The following is a 20,765-nucleotide window of genomic DNA, read 5'->3' on the forward strand; positions in this document are numbered from 1 at the left end:
GTGTAGCCGGCCGGGGGCTGGTAGCCGGCAGGGGCGCCGTAGCCGGGCGCGGTGGCCGGGTTGGCGGGGTAGCCGCCGGCAGGCGTCTGGGGCGGGATGCCCGACCACACCGTCTTGTCGGCGAGGAAGGTGCCCGCCCACGGCGCCGCGGGGATCGCGGTGTTCCAGCGCGAGCGGTCGAACGCGTTGATGCCCAGCCAGACGATGGCGAGGAAGAAGTAGAGGATGAGCCAGACGGCCTCCTTCTGCAGCTTCAGCCCGACGCGCCACGCGGCCAGGAGGGTGTAGAGGAATGCGGCGAGCCCGATGAGGGAGCCGAGCACCGGCACCCAGCCGAGCACGATCCCGCCGCCCCACAGCACCAGCAGCCACCACGGGTTGAGGTCGCCGAGCTTGACGAAGATCAGGGTGTTGTACACCGGCACCCACGCGCGCCAGCGCCCCTGCACACCCGCCTTGTCGAACACCTTCATCAGGAACCAGGAGCCGATGACGTATCCGGCGATCGCGAGCAGGAAGAAGAATGGCGCGAGGACGAGCCAGGCGATGAGCGCCCCTGCCCCGCTGCCGTCGTTGTAGTCCATGGTCATGGTGCAGCGACCTCCGAGAGAGTCGATTCGGGACGCGTCGGGCGCATCCGCGGAGCCCCTGCTCCGCTGGACACATGCTAGCGACGCTCTCAGCCGCCTGTCAGCATTGAGGTCATATCGGGGGGATGGCCCCCTCGAGCGCCGGTGGATAGCCTGAGCAGCAACTCTCGACCGAAGGGCCGCCATGACCGACCAGACTCCGTCCGCTCCCACTCCCCCGCCGCTGCCCCCGCAGTCGGCGGCAGATGCCGCGCGCGGCGCGGACCCCGACGACACCGGCGTCCCGACGGTCCGGGGCGAAAGCAGCGAGGTCGGCAAGGGCTTCTTCGCCGCACTGTTCGACCTGTCGTTCCGCACCTTCATCACCCGCCGCCTCGCGAGCGTGTTCTACTTCGTGGGACTGATCGCGATCGGCATCGGGTTCATCGTGTATTTCGTCAGCGGGCTCATCGGCGCCATCTCGATCATGTGGTTCGACGTCGGCGCCGGCATCAGCGGCCTGGTCGCGACGATCATCGTCGTGCCGGTTCTCACCTTCCTCGCGATCATCCTGCTGAGGTTCGTCATCGAGGCGGTCGTCGCCCTCATCGCGATCGCCGAGAACACCGAGCGCACGGCCGAGCACACCCGGCGCTGACGAGCGGATCTGCCGGTCCGCCCGAGGCGCGGGCGGTGCATATACGCCCGCATTGCGCGCGGTGACGGGCTGCGTTTTGCAGCTCCCGCAGCGCGGGGGCAGAGTGGACGGATGCCTGAACTCGCGCCCTCGACGACCCTCGACGCTCCCCACGCCGGCGCCACCGTGCTCGACAACGCCCCCTGGCACGCGCTGACCGGCCCGCATGCCTCGTTCGCGATCGGCAACGACCTGGTCCGTCGCTACCCCGAGGATGTCGCGCCGTTCGTCGCGGTGCGCACCTGGGACGATCCCGACGTCTGGCCGGCACTCGTCGATCTCGTCGGCCCCGGCACCGAGATCGGACTGTCGGGGTACGACGGCGAGGTTCCCGACGGGTGGGAGGTGGTCGGGCAGGGAGAGGGCGTGCAGCTGGTCGAGACCGACGCGCTGCAGACCCGCCCCGACGCCGAGGCGATCCTGCTCGGGGCCGAGGACGCTGCCGACATGCTGGCGATCGTCGAGCGCAACCAGCCCGGGCCGTTCCGGCCGCGCACGTACGAGCTCGGCCGCTACGTCGGCATCCGCCGCGAGGGGCGACTCATCGCCATGGCGGGTGAGCGCCTGCACCCCGAGGGGTGGACAGAGATCAGCGCCGTCGCCGTCGACGCCGAGCACCGGCGGCAGGGTCTCGCCTCCCGCCTGGTGCTGGACGTCGCCTTCCACATCCAGCAGCGCGGCGACCGCGCACTGCTCCACGCCGCGGCCTCCAACGTCGGTGCGATCGCGGCATACGAACGCCTCGGGTTCGCGCTGCGCCGCCGCAACAGGTTCGCCGCCGTGCGGACGCCGGTGTAACGGGGCTCAGGCGAAGAGCTCGAGCTCGCCCGCGCCGCTCTCGCGCACGCGCAGGCCCGCGGCATCCGCCCACCGGACGAATCCCGCCGCCGACGATATGCGCGGGCGCTCCTCGGCGAGCCGGCGCACGAGCGCGCCCTTCGCGTGCTTGTTGAAGTGGTTGAGTGCGCGGACCGCTCCGTCGGCGCCCTCGCTCACGACGCGCACGTAGCGTGAGGCGGTCGCCGACGGCACCGGTCCGAGAGCGACGTACGCCTCGGAGCGGAGGTCGAGCACGAAGCGCGGCGCCAGCTCCTCCATCGCCGCGGTCACCGGATCCGCCCACACGCGCCGCAGCGCCGCGATGCCCGGGAGCGACGTCGAGGCGCCGAGCCGATAGGCGGGAATGGCGTCGAGCGCCCCCACCGGGCCGAACGGCGCGGAGTGCACCACCACGTGAGCGCCCAGCCAGCGACGGCCGGCGGTGGGAACGGATGCCGCGTCCAGCGCGTCGTAGAGCACGCCCGTGTAGCGGTCGATCGCGGCCATCGTCGGGGCGTCCCGCATTCCCGCGTTCACGGCGATCTCGCCCCGCTGGGTCGGGCCCAGCTTGAGCACGCGGGCGGCCACGTCCGCATCGGCGGACAGGTCCACCAGGGCATCGATCACCGCTTCGCGCTGCGGCGTCAGCCGGGGCAGCGCCAGCCCGCCCACGTGGAGCGGTGCCGGCCTGCCGCCCGTCCGCTTGGTCTCGGACGGCGGGAGAAGGATCAGCATGCGTGTTCCACTTCAGGTCGTTGAGCGAGCGAAGCGAGACGAAACGCCCCAGGCCTCCGCAGAGGGCCGGGGCGTTTCGTCTCGTCGCTGCGCTCCGCGCTCAACGACCGAGCTTCATCAGGAGATCAGCGCAGCGTTTCCGGCGACGATCGTGAGGTCGTCCCCTTCCATCGACAGGAAGCCGTCCTGAGCGTTGGCGACGATCTTGGTGCCCGAGGTCTCGGTGATGCGCACCTGACCCTCGGCGAGGATCGCGAGCACCGGCTCGTGACCGGTCATGAAGCCGATCTCGCCCTCGACGGTCTTGGCGACGACGAGCGACGCCTCACCCGACCAGACCTCCGCGTCCGCGGAGACGAGGCTCACCTTGAGCGGCATGTCAGCCGTTCTCCTTCTGGATGCGCGCCCACTGCTCTTCCACGTCGGCGATGCCGCCGACGTTGAAGAAGGCCTGCTCGGCGACGTGGTCGAAGTCACCCTTGACGATGGCGTCGAACGACTCGATGGTCTCCTTGATCGGGACCGTCGAACCCTCGACACCGGTGAACTTCTTCGCCATGTAGGTGTTCTGCGAGAGGAACTGCTGGATGCGGCGCGCGCGGGAGACGACGATCTTGTCCTCTTCGGAGAGCTCGTCGACACCGAGGATCGCGATGATCTCCTGCAGCTCCTTGTTCTTCTGGAGGATCTGCTTCACGGCGGTGGCCACGCGGTAGTGGTCCTCGCCGATGTAGCGCGGGTCGAGGATGCGGCTCGTCGAGGTCAGCGGGTCGATGGCCGGGTAGAGACCCTTCGACGCGATCTCGCGCGAGAGCTCGGTGGTCGCGTCGAGGTGAGCGAACGTGGTGGCCGGCGCCGGGTCGGTGTAGTCGTCGGCGGGAACGTAGATCGCCTGCAGCGAGGTGATCGAGTGACCGCGCGTCGAGGTGATGCGCTCCTGGAGCACACCCATCTCGTCGGCGAGGTTCGGCTGGTAGCCCACCGCGGACGGCATGCGGCCGAGCAGCGTCGAGACCTCGGATCCGGCCTGCGTGAAGCGGAAGATGTTGTCGATGAAGAGCAGCACGTCCTGCTTCTGCACGTCGCGGAAGTACTCCGCCATCGTCAGGGCCGACAGGGCGACGCGCAGACGCGTCCCCGGCGGCTCGTCCATCTGGCCGAAGACGAGCGCGGTCTTGTCGAAGACGCCCGCCTCCTCCATCTCGCCGATGAGGTCGTTGCCCTCACGGGTGCGCTCGCCGACACCGGCGAACACCGACACACCGCCGTGGTCCTGCGCGACGCGCTGGATCATCTCCTGGATGAGGACCGTCTTGCCGACGCCCGCACCGCCGAAGAGGCCGATCTTTCCACCCTGGACATAGGGGGTGAGCAGGTCGATGCTCTTGATGCCCGTCTCGAACATCTCGGTCTTGGACTCGAGCTGGTCGAACGCGGGCGCCTTGCGGTGGATGCCCCAGCGCTCGGTGACCTCGATGGTCTCGCCCGGCACGCCGTTCAGCACGTCACCCGTGACGTTGAACACCTTGCCCTTGGTCACGTCGCCGACGGGGACCGTGATCGGGCCGCCGGTGTCGCGCACCTCCTGGCCGCGGACCATGCCGTCGGTCGGCTTCAGCGAGATGGCACGGACGAGGTCGTCGCCCAGGTGCTGAGCGACCTCGAGGGTGATCTCGGTCGACTCGTCGCCGATCACGATCGTCGTCTTCAGCGCGTTGTAGATGTCGGGGATCGAGTCGTGCGGGAACTCGATGTCGACGACGGGGCCGGTGACGCGGGCGACGCGCCCGACGACCGCCGTCTCGGTCTTGTCAGCGGTGAGGCTCATGGCTTCTTCTCTTTCGTGTGGTCTGATGCGCGCTACTTGCCCGAGGAAAGGGCATCAGCGCCGCCGACGATCTCGGCGATCTGCTGCGTGATCTCGGCCTGGCGCGCGTTGTTGCGCAGGCGCGTGTAGTCGGTGATGAGCTTGTCGGCGTTGTCGCTGGCGGACTTCATCGCCTTCTGCGTCGCGGCGTGCTTGGCGGCCGACGACTGCAGCAGCGCGTTGAAGACGCGGCTCTGGATGTACACCGGCAGCAGCGCGTCGAGCACGGTCTCGGCGTCCGGCTCGAACTCGTAGAGCGGGTACACCTGCGCCGACGACTGCTCCTCGGCCTCGACGACCTCGAGCGGAAGCAGGCGCACCGTCTCGGGCGACTGCGTCATCATGCTGACGAAGCGGTTGTAGACGAGGTGGATCTCGTCGACGCCGCTCTCGTCGCCACCGCGGTCGTACGCGTCGAGCAGGGTGGCGGCGATCTCCTCGGCCGTCGTGAAGTGCGGCGTGTCGGTGTCACCCGTCCACTCGGCCGCGCTCTCCATGCGACGGAACTGGAAGTACCCGACGGCCTTGCGCCCGATCAGGTAGAACACCGGCTCCTTGCCCTGCTGCCGGAGCAGCTGAGCAAGCTCCAGGCCCTCGCGGAGGATCTGCGAGTTGAACGCGCCGGCCAGGCCCCGGTCGGACGTGAAGATCACGACCGCGGAGCGGCGGATCGTCTCGCGTTCGACGGTCAGCGGGTGGTCGATGTTGGAGTGCGTCGCCACGGCGGAGACGGCACGCGTCACGGCCCGCGCGAAGGGCGAGGACGCGCGCACACGCGCCATCGCCTTCTGGATGCGCGAAGCCGCGATGAGTTCCATCGCCTTCGTGATCTTCTTGGTCGTCTGAGCAGAACTGATCTTCTGCTTGTAGACCCGGAGTTGTGCGCCCATGGTTGTGACCCAGGCCCGCCTTAGCGGCGGCCCTTGACGATCTTCTCCTGGTTCACGTCGTCCGCCTCGGCAACCGCGACCTCTTCGTGGCCCGGCTTGCCGATGGCCTGGCCCTTGCCGGCCTGGAACTCGAGGATGAAGTCGTCGGTCCGCTTCGTGAGCTCTGCGACGGTGTCGTCGTCCAGGACGTTCGTGTCGCGCAGCGTGTCGAGGATCGTCGTGTTGCGACGCAGGTAGTCCAGCAGCTCGCGCTCGAACGACAGCACGTCCTCGACCTCGATCGAGTCGAGCTTGCCGTTGGTGCCGGCCCAGATCGAGACGACCTGCTCCTCGACCGGGTACGGCGAGTACTGCGGCTGCTTGAGCAGCTCGGTCAGGCGCGCACCGCGGGCGAGCTGGCGACGGGATGCGGCGTCCAGGTCGGAGGCGAACATCGCGAACGCCTCGAGCGAGCGGTACTGGGCGAGCTCGAGCTTGAGCGTGCCGGAGACCTTCTTGATCGACTTCACCTGAGCGTCGCCGCCGACGCGCGACACCGAGATGCCCACGTCGACCGCGGGACGCTGGTTGGCGTTGAACAGGTCGGACTGCAGGAAGATCTGGCCGTCGGTGATCGAGATCACGTTGGTCGGGATGTACGCCGAGACGTCGTTCGCCTTGGTCTCGATGATCGGCAGACCCGTCATCGAGCCGGCGCCGAGCTCGTCCGACAGCTTCGCGCAGCGCTCGAGCAGACGCGAGTGCAGGTAGAAGACGTCGCCGGGGTAGGCCTCGCGGCCCGGCGGGCGGCGGAGGAGGAGCGACACGGCGCGGTACGCCTCGGCCTGCTTCGACAGGTCGTCGAAGATGATCAGGACGTGCTTGCCCTCGTACATCCAGTGCTGGCCGATGGCCGAGCCGGTGTACGGCGCGAGGTACTTGAAGCCGGCGGGGTCGGAGGCGGGAGCCGCGACGATGGTCGTGTACTCCAGCGCGCCGGCGTCTTCGAGTGCGCCCTTCACGGCCGCGATCGTCGAGCCCTTCTGGCCGATCGCGACGTAGATGCAGCGCACCTGCTTGTCGACATCGCCGGACTCCCAGTTGGACTTCTGGTTGATGATCGTGTCGATCGCGATGGCGGTCTTGCCGGTCTGGCGGTCGCCGATGATGAGCTGGCGCTGGCCGCGGCCGACCGGGATCATCGCGTCGATGGCCTTGATGCCGGTCTGCAGCGGCTCGTGCACGCTCTTGCGCTGCATGACGCCCGGCGCCTGGAGCTCGAGGGCGCGGCGTCCGACGGTGGCGATCTCGCCGAGTCCGTCGATCGGGTTGCCGAGCGGGTCGACGACACGGCCGAGGTAGCCGTCGCCGACGGCGACCGAGAGCACCTCGCCGGTGCGGGTGACCTGCTGGCCGGCCTCGACACCGGAGAACTCGCCGAGGACGACGACACCGATCTCGTGCTCGTCGAGGTTCAGCGCGAGGCCGCTCGTGCCGTCGCCGAACGTCACGAGCTCGTTCGCCATGACACCGGGCAGGCCCTCGACGTGCGCGATGCCGTCCGCGGCGTCGACGACGGTGCCGACCTCGGTGGCCGCAGCCCCGGTGGGCTCGTAAGCGGCGACGAAGTCCTTCAGCGCGTCACGGATGACGTCGGGGCTGATAGAGAGATCTGCCATTGTTTTCCTTCGTTCATGGGGCCTCGGCCCCGAAAGCTCCGCGCGGTTCCTGTCTCGGCCCCGTGCGGGAAGTCTGTGTCAGCCGGCGAGCCGCTGACGGAGGTCGGCCAGTCGCGCCGACACGCTCGCGTCGATCACGTCGTCCGCGATCTGCACGCGCACGCCGCCCACGACGGTCGGGTCCACGATGGTGTTCAACGACACCGGGGTTCCATACCGCTTGGACAGCGCCGCGGTGAGTCGCTCGCTCTGCGCGGCGCTCAGGGGCGCTGCGGCGACGACCGTCGCGACGGCCCGGTTGCGCTGGTCGGCGACGATGTCGGTCGCGCGCGTCAGCAGCTGACGGATGCGCCGCTCGCGGGGCTGGCGGACGAGGGATGCCGCGATCAGCGTCGCCCCCGCGCTCGCGCGACCCTTCAGCAGCGACTCGACGAGCGTGCCCTTGGCGGCCGAGTCGCCCAGGCGGCGACCCAGCGCGAGCTCGAGCTCGGGGTTGTCCGCCACGGTGCGCGTGAAGGCGAACAGCTCGGCCTCGACGTCGGCGTTCGCATCGGCGACCGCCGCTGCCCGCACCGCGAGCTCCTCGATGCCGTCGATGAGATCGTCGGACGAGGACCAGCGCTGGTCGACGGCGGTCGTCAGCAGCGACGCCGTCGTGGGCTTCACGGTCTTGCCGAACACGTCGGCGACGACCTGACGGCGAGCCTCGGCCGGCGCGGCGGAGTCGGCGAGCGCGCGCCTCAGCTGCGACGAGTCGCCCACGGCGCGCGCGACGGCGAACAGCTCGCCGGCGACGTCGAGGTCGACGCCCGACGCGGCGCGCAGCGCCGCCGTCGTCGCCGCCAGGGCCTGAGTGGACGCGCTGCCCATTACGCCTTCGCCCCTTCGGACTCCTCGAGCTCGGCGAGGAAGCGGTCGACGACGGCCTGAGCCTTCTTGTCGTCGGAGAGCGACTCGCCGATCACGCCGCCGGCGAGGTCGAGGGCGAGCGTGCCCACCTCGCTGCGCAGCGACACGAGTGCCGTCTGGCGCTCGGCTTCGATCTGGGCGTGTGCCGTCGTCGTCAGACGTGTGGCTTCCACCGCAGCGGTCTCCTTGGCCTCGGCGACGATCTTCTTGCCGTCCTCACGGGCGGCGTCGCGGATCTCACCGGCCTCCTTGCGCGCGTCGGCGAGCTGAGCGGTGTACTCCTCGAGCGCCGCCTCGGCCTTGCGCTGGGCCTCGTCGGCCTTGGCGATGTTGCCCTCGATCGCCGCTGAGCGCTCGTCGAGCAGCTTCTTCATCCGGGGAAGGGCGACCTTCCAGAAGATGACGAGGATGACGATGAAGCACACCGACGACCAGATGATGTCGTACCAGGCGGGGAGCAGAGGGTTGTGCGCTTCGGCGCCCTCTTCCGCGGCGTACGTGACAAGAGCGTTCAGCATCCTGTCTCCTTAAGACTGGTTATCGGGATCAGAAGCCGAAGATGAAGCCGGTCGCGATGCCGATGAAGGCGAGCGCCTCGGTGAAGGCGATACCGATCCACATGAGCACCTGCAGGCGGCCGGCGAGCTCGGGCTGACGGGCCACGCCCTCGATCGTCTTGCCGACGACGATGCCCACGCCGATGGCCGGGCCGATGGCGGCGAGACCGTATCCGACGGTCGCGATCGAGCCGGAGACCTCTGCGAGAACCGTAGTTGCGTCCACGGGGGTGTTTCCTTTCGGTTGTGGGCGGCCTTCCGGCCGTCCCGTATCAGTGCTCTTCGGCGACCGCGAGCTGGATGTAGACCGCGGTGAGAAGGGCGAAGACGTACGCCTGGAGGACGGCCACCAGGATTTCGAACAGGGTGAAGACGAAGCCGAATGCGAGGCTGCCCGCGCCGAGCGTCGTCCACCAGCCGCCGAGGTCGACGATGAAGAACTGCGTCGCGGCGAAGAACAGGACCAGCAGCAGGTGGCCGACCATCATGTTCATCAGGAGTCGCAGCGTCAGCGTGACCGGCCGGATGATGAAGGTCGAGATGAGCTCGATCGGCGTCACGATGATGTAGATCGGCCACGGCACGCCCGACGGGAAGAGCGAGTTCTTGAAGAAGTTCTTCGGGCTCTTCTTGATGCCGGCGTAGATGAACGTGACGTAGCTCACGATCGCGAGGGTCAGCGGCACGGCGATGATGCTGGTTCCGGCGATGTTCAGGAACGGGATGATGCCCGTGATGTTCATGAACAGGATCATGAAGAACATCGTCGTGAGGATCGGAAGGAAGCGCTGGGCGTCCTTCTTGCCGAGCAGGTCCTCGCCGATGTTGACGCGGACGAAGTCCAGGCCCATCTCGACGAGGCTCTGGAAGCGCCCGGGAACGACCTTCATGCGGCGCGTGCCGAGCCAGAAGATCACGACCACGGCGATCGTCGCGAGGAACTGGATCAGGTGGATCCGGTGGATCGGGATGACGCCGAAGGCTTCGAAGAGGATCTCAGGGAAGAACTCGTCGATCGAGGGTCCGTGGAACTCCGGCGGAGCGTCCGCGGCAATGGGGGCGATCAGGGTCGCAGCATGAGTAAACAGCGCTGGCTCCAGCTTCGGGGCACCGGTCGAGAACCGTTGCGACGATGGTCGATGAGCGTCACTCCGCAAGTACTCGCACAGCGAGCGGCGGGCGCTTGATCAGCCTATCAAACTTGAAAGGTTCCTGAATCCGCGCCCAGGGGGTCACCCCGCCTCGGGCGGCCCGTCGCGGCGGTCTCCGGCGTCGGGGTCGGTCGGCAGCTGCACGTCGCTCACGTGGGGCACTCGCATCCGCATCATCACCACGACGTCCACCACGAGCGATGCCAGCACGCTCACGACCGCCGCGACGAAGAACACGGCGGGTTCGATCCACGGCTGACCGCGGATGATGAACAGGATGGCGATGAACACCACGAACTTCAGGATCCAGCCGCCCATCACGATGCCGAAGAAGACAGGCACGTAGAGGTCGCTGGCGTACCAGCGATTCGCGATGAGGATGCTGGCGCCCGTGATGCCGAGGAACACCGCTGCGACGAGGACGCCGAGCAGCGCGCTCCACAGGCCCTCCGTGCCCGCCACGAGGAATCCGACGACGGCGCCGACGACCGCGAGGATCGCCGTCACCGTCCCGGACCACACCAGGACGGTGCGCAGGATCGGGGTGCTGGAGATGGGGGTGGCGCTCATCGGGCGTCCTCCTGTGCGGGCGCAGGATCGGGCTGCGGTTCGGGTGGCGTGTGCGCCACCGTCGCGCGCGGCGCGCGACGGTGCGAGGGAAGGAAGGTCACGACGAGGCAGGCCGCGATGCCGACGACGCCGTAGAGCACGCCGAAGAGGTAGTCGCCCGGCCATTCGAGGGTCGTGCCGATGTACATGAGCAGCACGGACAGGCTGACCAGCGCGGTCCAGGCGTAGAAGATGAGCACGGCATCGCGATCGGTGTGCCCCATGTCGAGCATGCGGTGGTGCAGGTGCTTGCGGTCCGGCGAGAACGGCGACTTGCCCCTGCTCATGCGGCGTACCACCGCGAGGCCGAAGTCCAGCAGCGGCAGCAGCACCACGACGACGGGCAGGAGGATCGGGATGAAGGCACCGAGCAGCTGCGACCGGCCGAACGCGTCGTTGTCGGCGATCATGGCGGGATCGAAGTTGCCGGTGATCGAGATGGCCGAGCACGCCATGAGCAGCCCCAGCATGAGAGCGCCGGCATCCCCCATGAACAGTCGCGCAGGACTCCAGTTCAGCGGGAGGAAGCCGATGCAGGCGCCGATGAGCACCGCGGCGATGAGGGACGACAGCGTGAAGTACGTGCTCGAGCCGATGTCACGGAAGACCATGTAGGAGTACGCGAAGAAGACCGCGTTGGCGATCAGGCAGACACCGGCGACGAGGCCGTCGAGCCCGTCGATGAAGTTGACGGCGTTCATGACGACGACGATGGAGAACACCGTGAGGGTGAAGCTCGCCCAGCTGGAGAAGATGGTCATGCCGCCGAGCGGCAGCGTGTAGATCTGCAGCTGACCGAACCACGCGATCACGCCGGCGGCGAGGAACTGCGCGCCGAGCTTGATCATCCAGTCGAGGTCCCACAGGTCGTCGAGCACCCCGACCACCACGATGAGCGCCGTCGCGCCGAGCAGCGCGTACATCTGCTGCGGCTGCGCCCAGACGATGGAGAAGTAGGGATGCTGCGACGACACCGCGAAGGCCGCCAGCACGCCCAGGAACATCGCGATGCCGCCCAGACGCGGCGTCGGCGTCGTGTGGACGTCGCGCTCGCGGATGCCGGGATACAGCTTGTACCGGAGGCTCAGTCGCCAGACCGCCCACGACAGGACGAAGGTGACCGCCGCCGTGAGGAGGATCGTGAAGACGTATTGCTTCACGAGCTGCCGGGCTCCGGCGCCTCAGGCGTGCCCGCGCCGGCCGCGTCGGTTCCCGAGGCGTCACCGGAGCCGGGCTCGGGGGCCGGGGTGTCCTCCTCGTCGGAGCCCGGATCGGGCTCGAGGAGGTCGCCGAGCACGTCGCGCAGCTGCGCGCGGCTCACCGCGCCCTCGCGGAGGACTCTCACGCGCGGCTCCGTGCCGCCGATCAGGCTCGTGGCGTCGATGATGGTCGATGGGATGCCGGTCTTGGAGGGCCCGTCACCGAGGTAGACGGCGACGCTGTCGTGCAGCATCCCCTGCGCGTCCTCGGCGGTGATCCCGGCGGCCATCCCGGTGAGGTTGGCGCTCGACACGGCGAGCGGCCCGGTCTCCTCCAGGAGCTCGAGGGCGATGCGGTGGGCGGGCATGCGCACCGCCACGGTGCCGCGCGTCTCGCCGAGGTCCCACGACAGCGACGGCTGCGCGGGGAGCACGATGGTGAGGCCCCCCGGCCAGAACTCCTCGACGAGGCGCTCGATCGGCTCGGGGACCTCGGCCACGAGCGCGCGGAGCGTCGTGGCACCGGCGACCAGCACGGGCGGCGGCGACTGGCGCCCGCGTCCCTTGGCGGCCAGGAGGCGCGCGACGGCCTGATGGTCGAAGGCGTCGGCGGCGACGCCGTACACGGTGTCGGTGGGGATGACGACGAGCTCGCCGCGGGCGATGGCCTGGCGCGCCTGGCGCATGCCGGTGAGCAGCTGCGCCTCGTCACGGCAGTCGAAGATGGGGGACATGTCGCCCGCCAGTCTAATTGCGAGCGGCACCGACCCCATGATCAGGGGCGCAGGGCCGTCGTGGCGCGGTCGCGCATCGTCAGATCGGGGTGGGTCGCCGTCGCGCGCCACCCGTCTGCGGCGAGGATGCCGCGGATCGCTTCGCCCTGCCACTCGCCGTGCTCGATCACGAGCGTGCCGCCGGGGTGTGCGAGGCGCAGGCCCACCCGGCTGAGCACACGGACGACGTCGAGGCCGTCCTCTCCCCCGTAGAGCGCGGCCGGCGGGTCGAAGAACCGCACCTCCGGGTCGCGCGGGATGGCGGCATCCGGAACGTACGGCGGGTTGGAGGCGACCACCGAGACGGTTCCGTCCAGCTCGGGGAAGGCATGGGCGAGGTCGATGAACGCGAGTGCGGCGTTGTCGGCGCCGACCCGCGCGAAGTTCTCCTTCGTCCACACGTACGCGTCGACGGAGTTCTCGGCGGCGAACACCCGCGCGTGCGGCACCTCGGTCGCCATCGCGAGCGCGATCGCACCGCTGCCGGTGCCGAGATCGACGGCGATCGGGGACGGGGATGCCGCGGCCCGCAGCGCGTCGATCGCCAGCTGCGCGACCATCTCGGTCTCGGGGCGCGGCACGAAGACGCCGGGGCCGACACGCAGCTCGAGGTGACGGAAGGGTGCGGAGCCGGTGATGTGCTGCAGCGGCTCGCGCGTGGCGCGACGCGCGACCAGTTCGTGGAGCCGGCCCTCGTCCCGCGCGGCGATCGCGTCGCCGCGGAAGGCGGCGGCCTGCACTCCCCCGCGACCGACGTCGAGGACGAAGGCGGCCAGCAGCTCCGCGTCGACGGCGGGGTCGGCGATGCCGGCGGCGGCCAGGCGTGCGGTCGCGCGCGCGAGCGCGTCGGAGAGGAAGGGGGAATCGTCGGGAGAAGCCATGACCGCATCCACTTTAGGCCCGGCTCTCGCCGCTCCCGGCCCGTCGGGCGCTCTCGCAGCCGCCTCCGGACGGGGTCTCACCTGCTCTCGGGTGCGCAAGGGTACCCGTGCGCGACCAGGCTTTCGTCACAGAAGGACTCACACGAAAACGCGCCCCCTAGGCTGTTTCTCGACCAGCCGTGACCCGCGAAAGGCCCCGACATGACCGGCATTCATCCCGATATCACCTCCGCCTTCGGCAACACGCCGCTCGTGCGCCTGAACCGCGTCGCGGAGGGTGTGGGCGGGAATGTGCTGGCGAAGCTCGAGTTCTACAACCCGGCCTCCAGCGTGAAGGACCGGCTCGGCATCGCCATCGTCGACGCCGCCGAGGCATCCGGTCAGCTGCAGCCCGGCGGCACGATCGTCGAGGCCACCAGCGGCAACACCGGCATCGCGCTCGCGATGGTCGGCGCCGCCCGCGGCTACCGCGTCGTGCTCGCCATGCCCTCGTCGATGTCGATCGAGCGCCGGCTGCTCCTCAAGGGCTACGGCGCAGAGCTCGTGCTCACCGACCCCGCCGGCGGCATGAAGGGCGCCGTCGCGAAGGCCGAGGAGCTCGTCGCCGAGATCCCGGGCGCCGTGCTCGCGCGTCAGTTCGAGAACGAGGCGAACCCCGAGATCCACCGCAAGACCACCGCCGAGGAGATCCTCCGCGACACCGACGGCCAGATCGACTACTTCGTCGCCGGCATCGGCACGGGCGGCACGATCACCGGCGTCGGCCAGGTGCTCAAGGAGCGCGTGCCCGGAGCCAAGGTCGTCGCCGTCGAGCCGGCCGATTCCCCGCTGCTGACCAAGGGCACGCCCGGGCCGCACAAGATCCAGGGCATCGGACCGAACTTCGTCCCCGAGATCCTCGACCAGAGCGTGATCGACGAGGTCATCGACGTCGAGTTCCCCGACGCCATCTCCACCGCGCGTGCGGTGGGCGAGAAGGACGGCATCCTGGTCGGCATCTCGTCGGGCGCCGCCATCTGGGCCGCCCTGCAGGTCGCCGCCCGTCCCGAGGCGGAGGGCAAGAACATCGTCGTGATCATCCCGTCGTTCGGCGAGCGCTACCTGTCGACCGCGCTGTTCGAGGATCTGCGCGAAGATTGACACGTCACGACGGCGCGCCGGCCACCCCGACCCGTTCGGGCGCCGGCGCGCTGTCGCCGTCTTCCCGCGCCGCCCGAACCGAGGAGCACCACGTGCCCGGCATCCATCCCGACATCACCACCGCATTCGGTGAGACCCCGCTCGTGCGCCTCAACGCGCTCACGGAGGGTCTCGGCGCGGAGGTGCTCGCCAAGCTGGAGTTCTACAACCCCGGCTCGTCGGTCAAGGACCGTCTCGGCTACGCCCTCGTCGAGGCCGCGGAGGCGGCCGGAGAGCTGCAGCCGGGCGGGACGATCGTCGAGTCCACGAGCGGCAACACCGGCATCGCGCTCGCTCTCATCGGCGCCGCCCGCGGCTACAAGGTCATCCTCACGATGCCCGCCTCCATGTCGAAGGAGCGGCGGACGCTCCTGAAGGCATTCGGCGCCGAGCTCGTGCTGACCGATCCGTACAAGGGCATGACCGAGGCGGTCGACGCCGCCAAGCGCATCGTCGACGAGACGCCGGGAGCGATCCTCGCCCGCCAGTTCGAGCACGAGGCGAACGCCGCGATCCACCGCAGCACCACGGCCGAGGAGATCTGGCGCGACACCGACGGTCACGTCGACTGGTTCGTCGCGGGTTCGGGCACGGGCGGCACGATCACCGGCGTCGGTCAGGTGCTCAAGGAGCGCACCCCCGCCGTGAAGATCGTCCTGGTCGAGCCGAAGGACTCCCCCGTGCTCACCGAGGGCCGCGCCGGCGGCCACCGCATCCAGGGCATCGGCCCGAACTTCGTGCCCGAGGTGCTCGACCGCTCGGTCGTCGACGAGATCTTCGACGTCGAGTTCGACGACGCGATCCGCGTCGCGCGCGAGCTCGCCACCCGCGAGGGCATCCTCGCCGGGATGTCGGCGGGCGCCGCAGTGTGGGCGGCGCTGCAGATCGCGGCGCGCCCGGAGGCGGCCGGTCAGCGCATCGTCGTGATCGTGCCGGACTCGGGCGAGCGCTACCTGTCGACCGCACTGTATGCGCACCTGCGCGACCCCGAGGAGGAGTCGAAATGACCGACGAGCGCATCGGATTCGTCGCGCGCGTACGCGAGGATGTGGCCGCGGCGAAGCTGCGCGACCCCGCGGCACGCGGCGGCCTGGAGATCGCCGTGCTGTACCCGGGCCTGCACGCCATCTGGGCGCACCGGGTGTGGCACGCACTGTGGACCCGCGACGTGCGGTTCATCGCCCGCGCGGGGTCGCAGGTCACGCGCTGGCTCACCGGCATCGAGATCCACCCCGGCGCCACCATCGGCCGCCGCTTCTTCATCGACCACGGCATGGGCGTCGTGGTCGGCGAGACCGCCGAGGTCGGCGACGACGTCATGCTCTACCACGGCGTCACGCTCGGCGGCCGCCAGCGCGAGGGCGGCAAGCGGCACCCGACCATCGAGGACGGCGTCGCGGTCGGCGCGGGCGCGAAGATCCTCGGGCCCATCACGATCGGCGCAGGGTCCGTCGTCGGCGCCAACGCCGTCGTCACCAAGGACGCGCCCGCCGACTCCGTGCTGGTCGGCGTGCCGGCGAAGCCGCGCGCCCGTCGTGCCGGGGACGACACGCGCGCGCTGCTGACGACGCCCGAGTACCACATCTGACGCGGATCTGCGCAGAGCGGATGCCGCCTCAGGCGGCGGTGCGGCGATAGATCGCCGCGGCGGCGGTGCGTGACGGCGCCTCCAGCTTGCGGAGAATCGCCGACACGTGCACCGACACGGTCTTCACGCTGATGTAGAGGCGCTCGGCGATCTGTCCGTTGCTGAGGCCTTCAGCGACCAGGTGGAGCACCTGCTGCTCGCGGGCGGTGAGCACCGAGCGCGGCGCGACGCCGGCGAGTCCGGCATCCGTCATCACCTCCTGGGCGCGTGCGGCCAGGCCGTCCGCACCCAGCTCCGCGGCGTACGCCGCGGCCGCCGACAGGATCTCGCGCGCCGCCGTGCGGTCGCCCGCGGCGAGCACCTCCTCGCCTCGGCGCACCCGGGCGTACGCGCGGACGTACGCCGGACCGGCAGCGTCCACCGCCGATCCCCACGAGCCCTCGCCGAGCTCGGCGGCGAAGACGGCTGCCCAGAGCGGGGTCACCGGCCAGTCGGCGAAGGATGCCAGCACCGCGCGGTACGGCTCGATGTCGGCATCCTCGCCGCGCTCGCGGAGCATCGCGACGGCGCGCGCCGCGACCGCCGTGAGCGGCAGCGCGAGCACGCCGCCGGCGGGCGTCTCCCACGCGGCCCGCGCGTGCGAGAGCGCCTCGCGGGCGTCACCGCGGGCGAGCGCCAGCTCTCCGAGGTCGTAGGCCATGCCGAACCGGGTCTGGAACTCGTAGGCGCCGAACATGTCGAGCTCGAGGCGCGCGGCCTCGAGCGCGGCCTCGGCGCCGTCGATGCGTCCGCGCCAGATCGCGAGGCACACCAGGCGCTCGCGCAGGAAGGCGGAGTACAGCCCCGGCTCGACCATCGGGAGCAGGGCGCCCAGCTCCTCGGCCTCGCGCAGCCGGCCCGCGTAGATGTGCGCCTCGATCATGTTGGCCTCGATCATCACGAGAGGGCCGAGATCCGCCACGTGCGTGCGCCCGTACTCGTGCCCCTCACGTGCCACGGCGACAGCTTCCTCATACCGGCCGACCAGCATCAGCGCGTTGGAGTAGTTGATGTAGTAGCGCATCATCGCGCGGACGAACCCGCCCGCCTGCGCACGCGCCTGCGCGAACAGCGCGAGCCCGCTCTCGTCGCCCGCAGTCGTCCGGCAGGTCGCCGCGATCAGCAGAGCCTGCACGAGGATCTCGGCGGCGAAGCGGTCGCCCGCGGTGGCCGCGGGCTCGGCCGTGGCATGCGCACGTGCCGCGACCTCGGTGCCGAGGCTCTGACGCCCGTTGAGCATGTGCACGCGCGCGGAGCTGAGGAGGAGCCCCGCCCGCTGCACGTCGTGGCGCGGATCGTCCTCGAGGATAGCGAGCGCCTGCTCGATGCTCTCGACGCCGTCCGACACGCCCGCCTGGAACTCGATCGTGGCCAGGTCGCCGAGCATGTCGGCGCGACCGACGACGTCCTCCTCGGGCCAGAGAGCCACGGCCTCCCGCGCGAACGCGAGGGCTCGGTCGTTCCGGTTCGCCGACACGAGCGCTGCTGAGGTCCGGCGGAGCAGCTTCACCCGCGTCGTCCCGCTGACCGTCTCGGGGTCGGTGACGGCATCCCAGAGCTCCAGCGCCCGCTCCCCCGCCTCGGCGGCCGTCGACCACGCCGACGCTCCGCTCGCGGCACGCTGCGCGGCCACCGCGGCCGCGAGCGCCCGATCGGGGACGTGGGCGGCCCGCCAGTGGTGGGCGATGTCGGCGAGCACACGCGCCGTGGGCGCCGCCGCCTCCCAGGCGACGGCGTACGCGGTGTGCAGGCGCGTGCGCTCTGTGGGAAGGAGCTCGGCATACACCGCCTCCTGCATGAGGGCGTGGCGGAACGCATACGCGTCGTCGCGGATCACGACGACCTGCGCGTCGACCGCACTGCGCACCGCGGCCTCCAGAGCGGACTCCTCGCCCTCGAAGACGGCCCGCAGCACCGGGTCGGCCACCTCGACTCCGCCGGTCGCCAGCACGCGGGTGAAACGCCGGGCCTCGGCATCCAGTCGCTCGTACCGCAGCAGCAGGACGTCGCGCAGTGATATCGGCAGCCGCTCGCCCGAGAAGCTCGCGAGCTCTTCGACGTAGAACGGGATGCCGTCGCTGCGGGCCGCGATGTCGAGCAGCACCTCGGCGGCGAGCGTGTCGCCGTGCACGGCGGTGGCGAGCGCGCCGACCTCGGCGGGACTGAGGCGTGCGAGCGGTCGATGCGTGAGCAGACGAGCCCGGTCGAGCTCGGCGAGGACCGGCCGCAGCGGATGCCCGCGGCCGACGTCATCGGTGCGGTACGACAGCAGCACGAACAGCGGCAGCACCGCGGCACGGCGGACGAGGCGTGCGGCGATCTCGCACGTGGTGCTGTCGGACCAGTGGAGGTCCTCGATGATGACCACCAGGCGATGCGTCCGCGCGAGGTTCGAGAACGTCTCGACGACGACGTCGGCCAGACGCTCGGCGTCGCCGGGACTGTCCGCCAGTGCGGGCACGAGCACGCCGAGCGCGTCGGCGGCGGGGCCGGCGGCCTCGCGCACGGCATCCACTCCCAGCGCGTCGACCAGATCCCGCAGCAGATCCGTGATCGCGGTGAGCGGGGCGGGGCCCGAGCCCGAGTCCACGGATGCGCCGTGGAGCACGATGACGCCCTCGTCGAGCGACTCGGTGAAATCGCGCAGCAGGCGCGTCTTTCCCATGCCCGCGTCGCCCGACACCACCACGGCTCGCCCTTCCGAGCCGACGGCGGCGATCTCGTCGCGCAGGGCGTCGAGATCCGCCTGCCGGCCGACGAGGGGAACGCGGCCGATCTGCATACCGCCCATCATCCCATCAGCCTGGCGCCCCAGGAGTCCGTGGCGGATCGGGAGGAATCCCTATCTTCCGTCGTCAGCTGCGGCGCTCCTGCACCTTGTTCTTGATGAACAGCGGCGGCAGCAGCCACGTGGCGAGCGCCGTCACGAGCCAGACGATGAGGGTGCCGATGATCCATGCCACCGGACCGTCGATCCCGATGCCGGCCGCCGGGATGAGCACCGCGATCAGGAGTGCGACGAAGGTCGAGAGCAGGCCGATGCCGCCGATGAGCGCGTTGGCGTGCCGGCGCGTGATCTTGAACAGCCACGGCGCCAGGATGCTCTGGAGCACTGCGAAGATCACGACGGCCAGCAGGATCCCCCACCAGTCGTCCCAGTGCAGCGAGAACCCGGGGAGGATCAGGTCGGCCGCGATGAGGCCGAGTGCCGCCGAGACGAGGAAGATCAGGGCGCGGATGAGGAACGTGAGCACGCTCGAAGCCTAGCGGCGCGGCATCCCTCCCCCGCGGCATCCTTCCCGTCCGCGCGCCGTCACCCCGCGCATCCGCCTCCGCCCGCCGTCCCCCCGTCGTGCCGTCCCCCGCGGCATGAGTTCACTTGCGCTGAACGTACGCCAGCGGCCCGTTTCCGCGTACATTCAGCGCAAGTGAACTGGGGCGTGTGCCGGCGGTAAGGGCGCGCATGCGTCAGGAGCGGGAACGGAGAGCGCCGCGGACCCGCACGACCAGTTCTCCGGGATGCTCGAACACGTCTGCCCTGGTGACACGGATCACTCGCCACCCGAGCTCCGCCAGTCGGTCGTGCTTCTGGATGTCGCGGGCCCACTGCGCAGCGTCCACGCGGTGGTGATCGCCCTCGTACTCGATGGCGATCTTCAGTGGGATGTATGCAAGGTCCACGCAGCCGACGAAGACGCCCCGCTCGTCGTAGACGTCGTGGTCGAGCGCAGGCTCCGGCAGTCCCGCGTCGACGAGTGTGAGCCGGGTCCACGTCTCGGGGCGCGACGCCGCACCGGGGCGCGTGCGGCGCACCGCCTCCTCGAGTTCGCGGATGCCGATCCGCCGGCCCCGCCCGAGCTCGACGACCAGGTCGGCGACCGTCGAGTGCGCCGCTCTGAGCACGCGGCCTTGCGGGCCGGGTATGCGAGGTGCTCGGATGACCGCGTCGGCGATCGCAGTGAGGTCGTACGGGTGCTTCACGGTCGCGCCGAGCTGTGCCCATGTCGATGCGGGAGAGGTGATCGCGAAGCCTTCGGCGTGCTGCGTCGTCGTCACCTGCGGGCCGGCGAGCTGGTGGCCTCGCACGCCACGGCCGGAGGGCGCTCGATGCGGCGCGATCACCGACACGTCGATGCGGTCCGCCACTGCGGGCATGGGCAGGTCCCACAGCAGCGCCGCCGTCGCATGCGAGAAGAACTCGTGCGCATGCATGTGCGCGGTGAACTGCCGCGCGGCGCGACGATGCGCGTCGCGTGCGACCTCGAGCGGATGCCCGCCCTCCTGATCGCGGTCGTCTTCGGGGTGTGCCCGCAGTCCGGTGAACGGGCGGTCGAGCGTGTCGGCGTCCACCGCTCGGCGCGGCATTCCTGCACGGAGGGCATCCCCGACCCGAAAGGCCGGACCGTCGATCGCAGGCATCTGTGAACTCTCCCACGTTGCGCCGGCGCATCCGTTGAGTTATCCCCAGGCGGTGCGGCCGCGCACGCCCGGCGCCCTTCCGAGTCAGTTCACTTGCGCTGAACGTACACCGATCCGCCGTTTTCGCGTACGTTCAGCGCAAGTGAACTGACTCGGAAGGGCGCCGGGCGTGCGCGGCCGCACCGCCTGGGGATAACTCAACGGATGCGCCGGCGCAACGTGGGAG

The 20,765-nt window shown here is 70.1% G+C and carries 22 protein-coding genes; 5 read left to right on the forward strand and 17 right to left on the reverse strand.

What is annotated here, in order from left to right; translation table 11 throughout:
* Positions 1 to 590 (reverse strand): large exoprotein (locus ACI3KX_RS19190; RefSeq protein ID WP_404910741.1); only part of this gene is annotated, 590 nt, incomplete at its 3' end.
* 184 nt (positions 591 to 774) lie between these two features.
* On the opposite strand from ACI3KX_RS19190, the gene ACI3KX_RS19195 reads away from it, so the two are divergent.
* Both ACI3KX_RS19195 and ACI3KX_RS19200 read left to right on the forward strand, forming a co-directional pair.
* Positions 775 to 1,227, forward strand: coding sequence for a DUF4282 domain-containing protein (locus ACI3KX_RS19195; protein WP_363357778.1), 453 nt, complete (start codon positions 775 to 777; stop codon positions 1,225 to 1,227).
* A gap of 111 nt (positions 1,228 to 1,338) precedes the next feature.
* Entirely contained in the window at positions 1,339 to 2,064 is a 726-nt protein-coding gene (locus ACI3KX_RS19200; RefSeq protein WP_404910742.1) for a GNAT family N-acetyltransferase, read from the forward strand.
* Positions 2,065 to 2,070: 6 nt separating this feature from the next.
* Here ACI3KX_RS19200 and ACI3KX_RS19205 read toward each other — a convergent pair whose 3' ends face one another.
* The 13 genes from ACI3KX_RS19205 to prmC form a co-directional block, all read right to left on the reverse strand.
* Complete coding sequence (locus tag ACI3KX_RS19205) at positions 2,071 to 2,820, reverse strand: peroxide stress protein YaaA (protein ID WP_363357780.1); 750 nt, start codon at positions 2,818 to 2,820, stop codon at positions 2,071 to 2,073.
* Positions 2,821 to 2,937: 117 nt separating this feature from the next.
* Complete coding sequence (locus ACI3KX_RS19210; protein ID WP_308868467.1) at positions 2,938 to 3,198, reverse strand: F0F1 ATP synthase subunit epsilon; 261 nt, start codon at positions 3,196 to 3,198, stop codon at positions 2,938 to 2,940.
* Between the two features lies 1 nt (position 3,199).
* Positions 3,200 to 4,648, reverse strand: coding sequence for a F0F1 ATP synthase subunit beta (atpD, locus tag ACI3KX_RS19215; RefSeq protein ID WP_349426942.1), 1,449 nt, complete (start codon positions 4,646 to 4,648; stop codon positions 3,200 to 3,202).
* A 32-nt stretch (positions 4,649 to 4,680) separates the two neighbouring features.
* Complete coding sequence (locus ACI3KX_RS19220; RefSeq protein ID WP_331912938.1) at positions 4,681 to 5,577, reverse strand: F0F1 ATP synthase subunit gamma; 897 nt, start codon at positions 5,575 to 5,577, stop codon at positions 4,681 to 4,683.
* Between the two features lie 20 nt (positions 5,578 to 5,597).
* The gene (gene atpA / locus ACI3KX_RS19225; protein ID WP_349426941.1) at positions 5,598 to 7,235 is read right to left on the reverse strand and encodes a F0F1 ATP synthase subunit alpha; all 1,638 of its coding nucleotides are present in this window, start codon (positions 7,233 to 7,235) and stop codon (positions 5,598 to 5,600) included.
* Positions 7,236 to 7,313: 78 nt separating this feature from the next.
* Positions 7,314 to 8,105, reverse strand: coding sequence for a F0F1 ATP synthase subunit delta (locus ACI3KX_RS19230; protein WP_404910743.1), 792 nt, complete (start codon positions 8,103 to 8,105; stop codon positions 7,314 to 7,316).
* On the reverse strand, positions 8,105 to 8,662 hold the full coding sequence (locus tag ACI3KX_RS19235) for a F0F1 ATP synthase subunit B (RefSeq protein WP_349426939.1): 558 nt from the start codon (positions 8,660 to 8,662) through the stop codon (positions 8,105 to 8,107). The genes ACI3KX_RS19230 and ACI3KX_RS19235 overlap by 1 nt, the downstream gene beginning before the upstream one ends.
* A 28-nt stretch (positions 8,663 to 8,690) precedes the next feature.
* Positions 8,691 to 8,927 (reverse strand): ATP synthase F0 subunit C, encoded by a 237-nt coding sequence (gene atpE, locus ACI3KX_RS19240; protein ID WP_159845304.1) that lies wholly within the window; start codon positions 8,925 to 8,927, stop codon positions 8,691 to 8,693.
* A 46-nt stretch (positions 8,928 to 8,973) separates the two neighbouring features.
* A complete protein-coding gene (gene atpB / locus ACI3KX_RS19245) occupies positions 8,974 to 9,768 on the reverse strand; it encodes a F0F1 ATP synthase subunit A (protein WP_349429114.1) in 795 nt (264 codons plus the stop codon).
* Positions 9,769 to 9,933: 165 nt separating this feature from the next.
* Positions 9,934 to 10,422, reverse strand: coding sequence for a hypothetical protein (locus ACI3KX_RS19250; RefSeq protein ID WP_363357782.1), 489 nt, complete (start codon positions 10,420 to 10,422; stop codon positions 9,934 to 9,936).
* Positions 10,419 to 11,621: an MraY family glycosyltransferase gene (locus tag ACI3KX_RS19255; protein WP_363357783.1), complete on the reverse strand. Its 1,203-nt coding sequence runs from the start codon at positions 11,619 to 11,621 to the stop codon at positions 10,419 to 10,421. Before ACI3KX_RS19255 ends, ACI3KX_RS19250 begins: the two co-directional genes overlap by 4 nt.
* Positions 11,618 to 12,394, reverse strand: a complete 777-nt coding sequence (locus ACI3KX_RS19260) for an L-threonylcarbamoyladenylate synthase (RefSeq protein ID WP_404910744.1) — start codon at positions 12,392 to 12,394, stop codon at positions 11,618 to 11,620. Before ACI3KX_RS19260 ends, ACI3KX_RS19255 begins: the two co-directional genes overlap by 4 nt.
* A gap of 41 nt (positions 12,395 to 12,435) precedes the next feature.
* Complete coding sequence (gene prmC, locus ACI3KX_RS19265; RefSeq protein ID WP_404910745.1) at positions 12,436 to 13,314, reverse strand: peptide chain release factor N(5)-glutamine methyltransferase; 879 nt, start codon at positions 13,312 to 13,314, stop codon at positions 12,436 to 12,438.
* Positions 13,315 to 13,515: 201 nt separating this feature from the next.
* Here prmC and cysK (ACI3KX_RS19270) point away from each other — a divergent pair, with 201 nt between their 5' ends.
* The 3 genes from cysK (ACI3KX_RS19270) to epsC all read left to right on the forward strand — a co-directional run bounded on the left by cysK (ACI3KX_RS19270) (position 13,516) and on the right by epsC (position 16,081).
* On the forward strand, positions 13,516 to 14,454 hold the full coding sequence (gene cysK, locus ACI3KX_RS19270; protein WP_331906993.1) for a cysteine synthase A: 939 nt from the start codon (positions 13,516 to 13,518) through the stop codon (positions 14,452 to 14,454).
* A 92-nt stretch (positions 14,455 to 14,546) separates the two neighbouring features.
* The gene (gene cysK / locus ACI3KX_RS19275; RefSeq protein ID WP_404910746.1) at positions 14,547 to 15,500 is read left to right on the forward strand and encodes a cysteine synthase A; all 954 of its coding nucleotides are present in this window, start codon (positions 14,547 to 14,549) and stop codon (positions 15,498 to 15,500) included.
* Positions 15,497 to 16,081 (forward strand): serine O-acetyltransferase EpsC, encoded by a 585-nt coding sequence (gene epsC, locus ACI3KX_RS19280; RefSeq protein ID WP_404910747.1) that lies wholly within the window; start codon positions 15,497 to 15,499, stop codon positions 16,079 to 16,081. The genes cysK (ACI3KX_RS19275) and epsC overlap by 4 nt, the downstream gene beginning before the upstream one ends.
* Before the next feature lie 28 nt (positions 16,082 to 16,109).
* Here epsC and ACI3KX_RS19285 read toward each other — a convergent pair whose 3' ends face one another.
* The 3 genes from ACI3KX_RS19285 to ACI3KX_RS19295 form a co-directional block, all read right to left on the reverse strand.
* Positions 16,110 to 18,902 (reverse strand): ATP-binding protein, encoded by a 2,793-nt coding sequence (locus ACI3KX_RS19285; protein ID WP_404910748.1) that lies wholly within the window; start codon positions 18,900 to 18,902, stop codon positions 16,110 to 16,112.
* A 73-nt stretch (positions 18,903 to 18,975) separates the two neighbouring features.
* Positions 18,976 to 19,374, reverse strand: coding sequence for a hypothetical protein (locus ACI3KX_RS19290; protein WP_363357790.1), 399 nt, complete (start codon positions 19,372 to 19,374; stop codon positions 18,976 to 18,978).
* A 214-nt stretch (positions 19,375 to 19,588) separates the two neighbouring features.
* Positions 19,589 to 20,539 (reverse strand): endonuclease domain-containing protein, encoded by a 951-nt coding sequence (locus tag ACI3KX_RS19295; protein WP_404910749.1) that lies wholly within the window; start codon positions 20,537 to 20,539, stop codon positions 19,589 to 19,591.
* Positions 20,540 to 20,765: the final 226 nt, after the last annotated feature.

The organism is Microbacterium sp. ZW CA_36, assembly GCF_044987475.1.
Taxonomy (GTDB): Bacteria; Actinomycetota; Actinomycetes; order Actinomycetales; family Microbacteriaceae; genus Microbacterium.